The organism is Roseisolibacter sp. H3M3-2 (genome assembly GCF_029211165.1).
Lineage (GTDB): Bacteria > Gemmatimonadota > Gemmatimonadetes > Gemmatimonadales > Gemmatimonadaceae > Roseisolibacter.
This window is the reverse complement of sequence record NZ_JARGEK010000186.1, coordinates 1-9,129: the sequence shown is the minus strand read 5'-3', so window position 1 is coordinate 9,129 and position 9,129 is coordinate 1. Positions and strand designations below refer to the sequence as shown.

18 protein-coding genes and 2 pseudogenes are annotated in these 9,129 nt (G+C 70.7%); all 20 read left to right on the top strand.

Annotation, left to right across the window (positions count from 1 at the left end):
* Positions 1–73: pseudogene (locus PYV61_RS15250) on the top strand (elongation factor Tu); the annotation flags it as partial.
* Positions 74–88: 15 nt separating this feature from the next.
* Positions 89–397 (top strand): 30S ribosomal protein S10, encoded by a 309-nt coding sequence (gene rpsJ, locus PYV61_RS15245; RefSeq protein ID WP_025411782.1) that lies wholly within the window; start codon positions 89–91, stop codon positions 395–397.
* A 179-nt stretch (positions 398–576) separates the two neighbouring features.
* Positions 577–1,260 carry a 50S ribosomal protein L3 gene (gene rplC, locus PYV61_RS15240; RefSeq protein ID WP_275833044.1) on the top strand — a complete coding sequence of 228 codons (684 nt, stop codon included), beginning with the start codon at positions 577–579 and terminating at the stop codon, positions 1,258–1,260.
* Positions 1,261–1,264: 4 nt separating this feature from the next.
* Entirely contained in the window at positions 1,265–1,933 is a 669-nt protein-coding gene (gene rplD / locus PYV61_RS15235) for a 50S ribosomal protein L4 (RefSeq protein WP_275833042.1), read from the top strand.
* Position 1,934: 1 nt separating this feature from the next.
* Complete coding sequence (locus tag PYV61_RS15230) at positions 1,935–2,225, top strand: 50S ribosomal protein L23 (protein WP_275833040.1); 291 nt, start codon at positions 1,935–1,937, stop codon at positions 2,223–2,225.
* A gap of 6 nt (positions 2,226–2,231) precedes the next feature.
* On the top strand, positions 2,232–3,062 hold the full coding sequence (gene rplB, locus PYV61_RS15225) for a 50S ribosomal protein L2 (protein WP_275833038.1): 831 nt from the start codon (positions 2,232–2,234) through the stop codon (positions 3,060–3,062).
* 24 nt (positions 3,063–3,086) lie between these two features.
* The gene (gene rpsS, locus PYV61_RS15220) at positions 3,087–3,383 is read left to right on the top strand and encodes a 30S ribosomal protein S19 (RefSeq protein WP_275833036.1); all 297 of its coding nucleotides are present in this window, start codon (positions 3,087–3,089) and stop codon (positions 3,381–3,383) included.
* 12 nt (positions 3,384–3,395) lie between these two features.
* A complete protein-coding gene (rplV, locus tag PYV61_RS15215) occupies positions 3,396–3,833 on the top strand; it encodes a 50S ribosomal protein L22 (RefSeq protein ID WP_275833034.1) in 438 nt (145 codons plus the stop codon).
* Positions 3,833–4,495, top strand: a complete 663-nt coding sequence (gene rpsC, locus PYV61_RS15210) for a 30S ribosomal protein S3 (protein ID WP_275833031.1) — start codon at positions 3,833–3,835, stop codon at positions 4,493–4,495. The genes rplV and rpsC overlap by 1 nt, the downstream gene beginning before the upstream one ends.
* Positions 4,496–4,509: 14 nt before the next feature.
* Positions 4,510–4,932 (top strand): 50S ribosomal protein L16, encoded by a 423-nt coding sequence (rplP, locus tag PYV61_RS15205; protein WP_275833028.1) that lies wholly within the window; start codon positions 4,510–4,512, stop codon positions 4,930–4,932.
* Positions 4,929–5,126 (top strand): annotated as a pseudogene (gene rpmC, locus PYV61_RS15200) (50S ribosomal protein L29); the annotation flags it as partial. The gene rplP and the pseudogene rpmC, both read left to right, overlap by 4 nt.
* A 126-nt stretch (positions 5,127–5,252) precedes the next feature.
* Positions 5,253–5,555 carry a 30S ribosomal protein S17 gene (gene rpsQ / locus PYV61_RS15195; protein WP_275833052.1) on the top strand — a complete coding sequence of 101 codons (303 nt, stop codon included), beginning with the start codon at positions 5,253–5,255 and terminating at the stop codon, positions 5,553–5,555.
* 6 nt (positions 5,556–5,561) lie between these two features.
* Positions 5,562–5,930, top strand: coding sequence for a 50S ribosomal protein L14 (gene rplN / locus PYV61_RS15190; protein WP_275833026.1), 369 nt, complete (start codon positions 5,562–5,564; stop codon positions 5,928–5,930).
* A gap of 90 nt (positions 5,931–6,020) precedes the next feature.
* Positions 6,021–6,335 (top strand): 50S ribosomal protein L24, encoded by a 315-nt coding sequence (gene rplX / locus PYV61_RS15185; protein ID WP_345785244.1) that lies wholly within the window; start codon positions 6,021–6,023, stop codon positions 6,333–6,335.
* A 191-nt stretch (positions 6,336–6,526) separates the two neighbouring features.
* Positions 6,527–7,177 (top strand): 50S ribosomal protein L5, encoded by a 651-nt coding sequence (gene rplE, locus PYV61_RS15180; RefSeq protein ID WP_275833050.1) that lies wholly within the window; start codon positions 6,527–6,529, stop codon positions 7,175–7,177.
* A 97-nt stretch (positions 7,178–7,274) separates the two neighbouring features.
* Complete coding sequence (gene rpsN, locus PYV61_RS15175; RefSeq protein WP_275833021.1) at positions 7,275–7,580, top strand: 30S ribosomal protein S14; 306 nt, start codon at positions 7,275–7,277, stop codon at positions 7,578–7,580.
* A gap of 54 nt (positions 7,581–7,634) precedes the next feature.
* Positions 7,635–8,036: a 30S ribosomal protein S8 gene (rpsH, locus tag PYV61_RS15170; RefSeq protein ID WP_275833020.1), complete on the top strand. Its 402-nt coding sequence runs from the start codon at positions 7,635–7,637 to the stop codon at positions 8,034–8,036.
* A gap of 12 nt (positions 8,037–8,048) precedes the next feature.
* Positions 8,049–8,588, top strand: a complete 540-nt coding sequence (gene rplF, locus PYV61_RS15165) for a 50S ribosomal protein L6 (protein ID WP_275833018.1) — start codon at positions 8,049–8,051, stop codon at positions 8,586–8,588.
* Positions 8,588–8,944, top strand: coding sequence for a 50S ribosomal protein L18 (rplR, locus tag PYV61_RS15160; protein WP_275833016.1), 357 nt, complete (start codon positions 8,588–8,590; stop codon positions 8,942–8,944). The genes rplF and rplR overlap by 1 nt, the downstream gene beginning before the upstream one ends.
* A gap of 1 nt (position 8,945) precedes the next feature.
* Positions 8,946–9,129, top strand: a 184-nt coding sequence (locus PYV61_RS15155; protein WP_275833014.1) for a hypothetical protein, incomplete at its 3' end; no start/stop codon positions are given.

Genomic DNA, 9,129 nt, shown 5'->3' with positions numbered 1-9,129 from the left:
GGGGCTGCGCTTCGCGATCCGCGAGGGCGGCCGCACCGTCGGCGCCGGCGTCGTCGCCAAGATCATCCAGTAACCCGCGGGTAGAGACATGGCTGGCCGCATTCGCATCCGCCTGAAGGCGTTCGACCACGCGGTGATCGACCAGGCGTCGGCGGACATCGTCCGCACCGCCGAGAAGACCGGCGCGCAGGTGTCGGGCCCGATCCCGCTCCCGACGAAGACGCAGCGCTGGACGGTCCTCCGTTCGCCGCACGTCGACAAGAAGTCGCGCGAGCAGTTCGAGCTGAAGACGCACAAGCGGGTGATCGACATCCTCGACAGCCGCGCCCAGACGGTGGACGCGCTGACGAAGCTCGACCTCCCGGCGGGCGTCGACGTCGAGATCAAGGTCGAGTAGCAACGGCGACACCCGCGCAACTGCGCGGCTGCGCAGCCGCGCAGACGGATCCGGCACGAGGGGGCCGCTGACGGGAGACGGTCACGCCCCCACGTACGGATCCACAGTCCAACGGCCATCAACGCACGGCGCGCACACCGGCCGCCGGCGGGCCGCGACTACAGAGAGGGACGCAACGCATGATCGGCATCATCGGGAAGAAGCTGGGGATGACCCAGATCTTCAACGAGCAGGGGCAGCAGGTGCCCGTGACGGTGATCGAGGCCGCGCCGAACCCCGTGACGAAGGTGGTCGACAAGGCCGCCGCCGGGTTCGCGGCCGTCGAGCTGGGGTACGGGCGGCAGCGGACCGCGCGCGAGAGCGCGAAGGGCGAGCGCACGCCGAAGGGCGCGCGGGCCAGCAAGGCGGCGCTGGGGCACGCGGCGAAGGCGCAGCTGGACTACGCGCCGCGCGTGCTGCGCAGCTTCCGGCTGGACGACGCGCCGGGGAAGACCCCCGAGATCCCGGCCTACGAGGTCGGGCAGACCGTCGGCGTCGACATCTTCGCGGCGGGCGAGCGCGTGAAGGTGACGGGGACGACGAAGGGGCGCGGCTTCCAGGGCGTGGTGAAGCGCTGGGGCTTCGGCGGCGGCGCGAACACGCACGGCAACACGAAGCACCGCAAGCCGGGCTCGATCGGCCCCGGCACGGACCCGTCGCGCGTGATCAAGGGGAAGAAGATGCCCGGGCACTACGGCGCCGAGCGGCACACGCAGGGCGGGCTCCGGGTCGAGCGGGTCGACGCCGAGCGCAACCTGATCTACATCCGCGGCAGCGTGGCCGGCCCGACCAACGGGATCGTCCTCGTCCGCAAGCAGGGCTGATCCCATGGCCGAGACGAATAACTCGATGCAGGCGGCCGCGTTCGGGGCCGACGGCTCGGCGCGCGCGCGCGTGACGCTCCCGGGCGGCGTGTTCGACGGCACGGTGAACGTGCCGGTGATGCACCAGGCGGTGAAGGCGTTCCTGGCGAACCAGCGCCAGGGGACGCACGCGACCAAGGGCCGCTCGGTGGTGACGGGCGGCAACCAGAAGCCGTGGCGCCAGAAGGGCACCGGCCGCGCGCGCCAGGGCTCGACCCGCGCGCCGCACTGGCCGGGCGGCGGCACCTACGGCGGCCCGCAGCCGAACCGCGACTACACCGAGCGGCTCCCGAAGAAGGTCAAGGCGCTCGCGCGCAAGAGCGCGCTGAACGCGCGGGCCCGCGAGGACGCGCTGGTGGTGGTCGACGCGCTGTCGATGGACGCGCCGAAGACGTCGGCGCTGCTGGCCCTGCTGGGCAAGCTGGGCGTGGCCGAGCGCAAGGTGCTGATCCTGACGGACGGGCAGAAGGAGGCGGTCTTCAAGAGCGCCCGGAACCTGCCGGCCGTCCACGTGATGCCGTACACGGACGCGTCGACCTACCACATCCTGTGGTCGGACGTCGTCCTCGTCGAGCAGGGCGCGCTGGCGAACGCCGCGGACGCGTCGGCCGGCGCCAGCGAGGGGGAGGCGTAAGATGCCGACGCTGCACCGCGTCATCGTGCGTCCCGTGATCACCGAGCAGACGTCGCTCGCCTACCAGGACAAGGGCGAGTACGTGTTCGAGGTGCACCCGGACGCGAACAAGCAGGAGATCAAGCAGGCCATCGAGCGCCTGTTCGGCGTGAAGGTGGGGCAGGTCTGGACGATGAACGTCCGCGGCAAGACGCGCCGGGTGGGCACGTCGGTCGGCCGCCGACCGCACTGGAAGAAGGCGATCGTGACCCTCAAGGAGGGCACGATCGACACCTTCGGGTTCGAGGGCTAAGCCGCCATGGGCATCCGTCAGTTCAAGCCCGTCAGCAAGGGCACGCGCTTCCGCACCGTCTCCGACTTCTCGGAGATCACGCGCACGACGCCGGAGAAGTCGCTCACCGAGCCGCTGAAGCGCTCGGGCGGCCGCGACAACCACGGCCACATCTCGATGCGCCGGATCGGCGGCGGCGAGAAGCGGAAATACCGCATCATCGACTTCAAGCGCAACAAGCACGGCGTGGCCGCCGTGGTGCGCCACATCGAGTACGACCCGAACCGCTCGTCGCGCATCGCGCTGGTCGAGTACGCGGATGGGGAGAAGCGCTACATCCTCCACCCGAAGGGGCTGGCGGTGGGCGACTCGGTGACGGCGGGCCCGGGGTCGGACGTGCGCGTGGGGAACGCGCTGCCGTTGGGCGAGATCCCGCTCGGCACGGCGGTGCACAACGTGGAGCTGAAGCCGGGGAAGGGCGGCCAGATGGCGCGCTCGGCCGGGACGTCGCTCCAGGTGGTGGCGAAGGAGGGCGACTACGTGACGCTCCGCCTGCCGTCGACCGAGATGCGCATGATCCACCGCCGCTGCCTGGCGACGATCGGCGAGGTCGGCAACGCCGAGCACGAGCTGATCTCGTGGGGCAAGGCCGGGAAGACGCGCTGGATGGGCAAGCGCCCGAAGGTGCGCGGCGAGGTGATGAACCCGGTCGACCACCCGCACGGCGGGCGCACGCGCGGCGGGCGCAACGTCGTGAGCCCGTGGGGCAAGAAGGAGGGCGTGAAGACGCGCAACACCAAGAAGTCGTCGCAGCGCCTGATCGTCCGCGGCCGTCGCCGCGGCAAGGCCACGCAGTAACCGCCTGGACGAGGACACCACATCATGGCTCGTAGCGTCAAGAAGGGGCCGTTCGTCCAGGACGCCCTGCTCGACAAGGTGACCGCGATGAACGCGCGGAGCGAGAAGCGGGTCACCAAGACCTGGTCGCGCGCGTCGACGATCCTGCCCGAGTTCGTCGGGCACACGTTCGCGGTGCACAACGGCAACAAGTTCATCCCGGTCTACGTGACCGAGAACATGGTCGGCCACAAGCTCGGCGAGTTCGCGCCGACGCGTCTGTTCCGCGGCCACGTGGCCGCGAAGTCGGACAAGAAGGCCGGCGGCGTGGGCAAGAAGTGAGGAGCCTCTAAGATGCCGACCAACAACGGGGCGACCCACCGGAAGCCGGGGCTGGCGCGGGCGCTGAGCGCCGAGCGCGCGCTCGCGCTGCCGAACGCCGCCCGCGCCTTCCAGCGCACGACGCGCCAGTCGCCGTACAAGGTGCGCCTGGTGATCGACCAGATCCGCGGCCTGGGCGTGAACGAGGCGCTCGCGCTGCTGAAGTTCAGCAAGAAGCACGCGGCCGACGAGATCGAGAAGGTGCTCTCGAGCGCCGTGGCCAACGCGGAGGACGCGGCGCGCCGGGGCAACGCGCACGTCGACGTCGACCGCCTGTACGTCGCGCACGCGATCGTGAACGAGGGGCCGAAGCTCAAGCGCTTCACCCCCGCCGCGATGGGCCGCGCGACTCCCGTCCACAAGCGCACGAGCCACATCGAGATCGTCGTGGCCGAGAGGGAAGGGCGATAATGGGACAGAAGACCAATCCGATCGGCTTCCGCCTCGGCGTCTCGAAGGACCACCGCTCGACGTGGTACGCGGGCGCCAAGGAGATGCCGACGCTCCTGAAGGAGGACGCGCTGCTGCGGAAGTACCTGAAGCAGCGCATGGGGCACGCGGCGATCGCCGACATCACGATCGAGCGCAAGCCGGGGAAGGTGGTGGTGACGATCCACACCGGCCGCCCGGGCGTGGTGATCGGGAAGAAGGGCGCCGAGGTGGACAAGCTCCGCGACGAGCTGGCGCAGCTGACCGGGAAGGAGGTCGGCGTCAACGTCGAGGAGATCAAGCGCCCGGAGGTGGAGGCGCAGCTCGTGGCCGACTCGATCGCCCAGCAGCTGGCGGGGCGCGTCTCGTTCCGCCGCGCGATGAAGCGCGCGGTGCAGAGCGCGATGCGCAGCGGCGCGCAGGGGATCAAGGTGAAGGCCGGCGGGCGGCTCGGCGGCGCGGAGATCGCGCGCGTCGAGGGCTACCACGAGGGGCGGGTGCCCCTCCACACGCTGCGCGCGGACATCGACTACGCGACGAGCACCGCGAAGACGACCTACGGCACCATCGGTGTGAAGGTCTGGATCTTCAAGGGCGAGGTGGTCGAGGACCGGCGCAACAAGACCTACTCGACCGGCGCGTGAGGAGGCCCTGACCCATGCTGAGTCCCAAGCGCGTCAAGTTCCGCAAGATGTTCAAGGGCCGCACGACGGGCATCGCCCGGCGCGGCTCGGAGGTCTCGTTCGGGCACTACGGGCTGCAGGCCCTGGAGCCGGGGTGGGTCTCCAACCGCCAGATCGAGGCGTGCCGCGTGGCCATCAGCCGCTCGGTGAAGCGCGGCGGGAAGATCTGGATCCGGATCTTCCCCGACAAGCCGATCACGAAGAAGCCCGCCGAGACCCGCATGGGGAAGGGCAAGGGCTCGCCCGAGCAGTGGGTGGCCGTCGTGAAGCCCGGCCGCATGATGTTCGAGCTGGAGGGCGTGCCGCGCGACGTCGCCGAGAAGGCGATGGCGCTGGCGGCGGCCAAGCTGAGCGTGAAGAGCAAGTTCGTGGTCCGCGAGGAGGCGCACACCGAATGAAGGCTGACGAGATCCGGAACCTGAGCGACGCCGACGCGAAGGCGCGCATCCAGGAGCTCCAGGAGGAGCAGTTCCGCCTGCGCTTCCGCAGCGCGACGGAGACGCTCGAGCAGCCCCTCCGGCTGCGCACCATCCGCCGCGACATCGCGCGGCTCCTGACCGTCCTGCGCGAGCGCGAGCTCGCGGCGCAGGCGCCCGCGGCGAAGCCGGCGAAGGCGACGACGGCGCCCCAGGCGTCGAAGGCGTCCAAGTCGCCCGCCCGCCGGGCGGCCCGCGGCGCGGCGAAGTAAGGCGGAGGCCGAGACCCCATGGCTGACACGATGAACAACCAGACGGCCGCCACCGGCGCGCAGTCGCAGGACGGGCAGGCGAAGCGCGGCGCGCGGAAGGTGCGCACCGGCCTGGTCGTGAGCGACAAGATGCAGAAGACGGTGGTCGTGCAGATCGACCGGCGCGTCCCGCACCCGGTGTACGGGAAGATGGTGACGCGGTCCAAGAAGTTTAAGGCGCACGACGAGGAGAACTCGGCGAAGGTGGGCGACACCGTGCGCATCCAGGAGACCCGCCCGCTGTCGAAGGACAAGCGGTGGCGCGTGGTCGAAATCGTCGAGCGCGCGAGGTAACCGGCCATGATCCAGCAGGAATCGATGGTCAAGGTGGCGGACAACTCGGGCGCCAAGCGCGCCCTGGTGATCCGCGTCCTCGGCGGCACGCGCCGGCGCTACGCCGGCCTCGGCGACACGGTCGTGGTGGCGGTCAAGGACGCCCTCCCGAACGGCACCGTGAAGAAGAGCGACGTCGCCAAGGCGGTCGTCGTGCGGACCGTGAAGGAGACCCGCCGCAAGGACGGGAGCTACATCCGCTTCGACGAGAACGCGGTCGTCATCATCAACGACAACGGGGAGCCCCGCGCGACGCGCATCTTCGGTCCCGTGGCGCGCGAGCTCCGCGAGAAGAAGTACATGAAGATCGTCTCGCTCGCGCCCGAGGTGCTCTGAGCCATGCGCATCCTCAAGTACCGCAAGACGGACGGGCGGCGCCTCGGCGCCGGGCGGCACGCCCGGAAGGCCGAGCGCCAGTCGCTCCACGTGCGCCGCGGCGACACCGTGCAGGTGATGCGCGGCGACGACAAGGGCGCCACCGGGAAGATCCTCAAGGTCTTCCCGAAGACGGGGCGCGTCCTCGTCGAGGGCGTCAACATCGTGAAGAAGCACCGCCGGGCGCGCCGCCCGGAGGAGCAGAGCGGGATCCTGTCGATGCCGGCGCCGATCGCCGCCTCGAACGTGATGCTGCTCGACCCCAAGTCGGGGAAGCCGACGCGGACGCGCACGCGCGTCGACGCCGACGGCACCAAGGAGCGCGTCAGCGCGAAGAGCGGCGAGTCGATCGCCGTCACCCGCTGATCCGGAGCTGACCGATCATGGCCAAGGACACGAACAAGGGCGGGAAGGGCGGCAAGAACGCCCCCGCCAAGGGCGGCAAGGGCGGGAAGGGCGCCGCCGCCGGGAAGGGCGGGAAGGGCGGCGCGCCGGCCCAGAAGGGCGGCGCGGGCGCGAAGGCGGCCAAGGGCGGCGCGGCGGGGAAGCGCGAGTCGATGGCGCCGAAGAGCCACGCGGGCGCCGGGCTGCCGGTGCCGGCGCCGCGCCTCAAGCTGTACTACGAGCAGACGGTGCGCGGGAAGCTGGCCGAGCAGTTCGGGCTGACCAACCCGCACCAGATCCCGGGGCTCGAGAAGATCGTGATCAACTGCGGCGTCGGGGCGGCGATCAAGCAGCCGCGCGCGCTGGACACGGTCGTCGAGGAGCTGGCGCTGATCACCGGGCAGAAGCCGGTGCGCCGCAAGGCGAAGAAGTCGATCGCCAACTTCGGCCTCCGCGAGGGGCAGGAGATCGGCGCGATGGTGACGCTGCGCGGGGCCCGGATGTGGGAGTTCCTGGACCGCCTGATCGCGGTCGCCCTGCCGCGCGTGCGCGACTTCCGCGGGCTGGGGACGCGCTCGTTCGACGGGCGCGGGAACTACTCGATGGGCGTCAAGGAGCAGATGATCTTCGCGGAGATCAACTACGACATGGTCGAGGCCGTGCACGGGATGGACGTCACGTTCGTGACGACCACCTCGAAGGACGACCAGGCCTTCGCCCTCCTGCGCGAGCTCGGGATGCCGTTCCGCGGCGACCAGAAGCCGCTCGTGCCGCGCCCCGACCAGATGGCGGGGCAGCTGACGGAAGCCGGGGCGGCCGCTTAAGTTACGAGGCTGCCCCCGGACGGCGGCGGGGCCACGGCCCCGCCCGCCGCCCGGATCGGCGTCGAATCACGCATTTCAGCGCATCACTGAGCCCGACATGGCCAAGACGAGCAAGGTCGTCAAGAACGAGGAGCGGAAGGCGCTGGTCGCGCGGCACGCCGAGAAGCGGGCGGCGCTGAAGGCGACCATCATCAGCCAGACCGCCACGCCGGAGGAGAAGGACGCCGCCGGCAAGGCGCTCCGGAAGCTGCCGCGCAACTCCTCGAAGATCCGCATCCGCAACCGCTGCGCGATGACGGGGCGCCCCCGGGCGTTCCTCCGCCAGTTCGGCCTCTCGCGCGTCACGTTCCGCGAGATGGCGCTCCAGGGGCTGATCCCGGGCGTCACGAAGGCGAGCTGGTAAACCTTCCTACCGGTCCCCGCGGGAGCGGGGATACCCTAGGAGATCGTATCACCCATGAGCATGACTGACCCGATCGCCGACATGCTCACGCGGATCCGGAACGCTTGCGGGAGCAAGCACCGGCGCGTGGACATGCCGGCGTCGAAGATGAAGGTCGAGATCGCGCGCCTGCTGAAGGAGAACAACTTCGTGCAGGACTTCCGCCTGGTGGAGTCCGAGGACGGCCGCCCGGTCCTGCGCGTGATCCTGAAGTACGCCGCGGGCGGGCACTCGGTGATCCGGGAGCTGCACCGCGTCTCGAGCCCCGGGCTGCGCAAGTACGTCGCCGTCACCGAGATCCCGCGCGTGCGCAACGGGCTCGGCATGGCGATCCTGAGCACCTCGTCGGGGATCCTGTCCGACCGCCAGGCGCGCCAGCGGCGCACGGGCGGCGAGCTCCTCGCCCTCGTCTGGTAAGGAGCCGCTCCCATGTCGCGTATCGGCAAGCTGCCGGTGACGGTCCCCAGCGGGGTGACCATCACGCAGAACGGCAATCGGATGACGGTGAAGGGCCCGCGGGGCGAGCTGACGCGCACCCTGCCCGAGGCGATCACGGTCACGCTCGAGAACGGGACGCTGTCGGTGACGCGCCCGTCGGACGACCCGCAGCACAAGGCGCTGCACGGCCTGACGCGCACCCTGGTGGCCAACATGGTCGACGGGGTGACGAAGGGCTTCCAGAAGACGCTCGAGATCGTCGGCGTCGGCTACAAGGCCGAGAACCGCCCGTTCGGGCTCCAGATGTCGCTCGGCTTCTCGCACCCGGTCGAGGTGCGCGCGCCGGCCGGGATCAAGCTGAACGCCACGAACCCGACGACGGTGGTGGTGGACGGCGCGGACAAGGAGGTGGTCGGCCAGATCGCCGCCGAGATCCGCTCGCTGCGTCCGCCCGAGCCGTACAAGGGGAAGGGCGTGAAGTACCAGGGTGAGACGATCCGCCGGAAGGCGGGCAAGGCCGGGGGCAAGTAATGCCGAAGATCGCGATTCCGAAGACGCGCTCCGAGAAGCGGACGCGTCGCCACCTGCGCGTGCGGAAGGCGCTCGGCGGCACCGCCGAGCGCCCGCGCCTGGTGGTGTTCCGGTCGCTGAAGCACATCACCGCGCAGCTCGTCGACGACGTGCAGGGGCGGACCCTGTTCACGGTCACCGACACGAAGCTGGACGGGAAGAAGACCGAGAAGTCGTCGCAGGTCGGCAAGCTGGTCGCCGAGCGGGCGAAGGCGGCGGGGATCACGCGCGTGGTCTTCGACCGCGCGGGGTACCAGTACCACGGCCGCGTGAAGGCGGTGGCCGACGGCGCCCGCGAGGGCGGTCTGGAGTTCTGACATGGCCGACAACACGAATTCGAACGAGCCCCGCACGCAGAGCTTCGGCGGGAACACCGGGGGCGGCCAGAGCCGCGGCCCGGGCGGTGGCGGCGGCTTCGGCGGCGGCGAGGGCCGGGGCCAGGGCGGCGGCGGCTTCGGCGGCGGCCGCGGCCCGGGTGGCCCCGGTCGCGGCGGCCCCGGTG

Excerpts from the sequence above, each read along its gene's own strand:
- rpsJ (WP_025411782.1), top strand. The coding sequence starts at position 89 with ATGGCTGGCCGCATTCGCATCCGCCTGAAGGCGTTCGACCACGCGGTG.
- rplC (WP_275833044.1), top strand. The coding sequence starts at position 577 with ATGATCGGCATCATCGGGAAGAAGCTGGGGATGACCCAGATCTTCAAC.
- rplD (WP_275833042.1), top strand. The coding sequence starts at position 1,265 with ATGGCCGAGACGAATAACTCGATGCAGGCGGCCGCGTTCGGGGCCGAC.
- PYV61_RS15230 (WP_275833040.1), top strand. The coding sequence starts at position 1,935 with ATGCCGACGCTGCACCGCGTCATCGTGCGTCCCGTGATCACCGAGCAG.
- rplB (WP_275833038.1), top strand. The coding sequence starts at position 2,232 with ATGGGCATCCGTCAGTTCAAGCCCGTCAGCAAGGGCACGCGCTTCCGC.
- rpsS (WP_275833036.1), top strand. The coding sequence starts at position 3,087 with ATGGCTCGTAGCGTCAAGAAGGGGCCGTTCGTCCAGGACGCCCTGCTC.
- rplV (WP_275833034.1), top strand. The coding sequence starts at position 3,396 with ATGCCGACCAACAACGGGGCGACCCACCGGAAGCCGGGGCTGGCGCGG.
- rpsC (WP_275833031.1), top strand. The coding sequence starts at position 3,833 with ATGGGACAGAAGACCAATCCGATCGGCTTCCGCCTCGGCGTCTCGAAG.
- rplP (WP_275833028.1), top strand. The coding sequence starts at position 4,510 with ATGCTGAGTCCCAAGCGCGTCAAGTTCCGCAAGATGTTCAAGGGCCGC.
- rpsQ (WP_275833052.1), top strand. The coding sequence starts at position 5,253 with ATGAACAACCAGACGGCCGCCACCGGCGCGCAGTCGCAGGACGGGCAG.
- rplN (WP_275833026.1), top strand. The coding sequence starts at position 5,562 with ATGATCCAGCAGGAATCGATGGTCAAGGTGGCGGACAACTCGGGCGCC.
- rplE (WP_275833050.1), top strand. The coding sequence starts at position 6,527 with ATGGCGCCGAAGAGCCACGCGGGCGCCGGGCTGCCGGTGCCGGCGCCG.
- rpsN (WP_275833021.1), top strand. The coding sequence starts at position 7,275 with ATGGCCAAGACGAGCAAGGTCGTCAAGAACGAGGAGCGGAAGGCGCTG.
- rpsH (WP_275833020.1), top strand. The coding sequence starts at position 7,635 with ATGAGCATGACTGACCCGATCGCCGACATGCTCACGCGGATCCGGAAC.
- rplF (WP_275833018.1), top strand. The coding sequence starts at position 8,049 with ATGTCGCGTATCGGCAAGCTGCCGGTGACGGTCCCCAGCGGGGTGACC.
- rplR (WP_275833016.1), top strand. The coding sequence starts at position 8,588 with ATGCCGAAGATCGCGATTCCGAAGACGCGCTCCGAGAAGCGGACGCGT.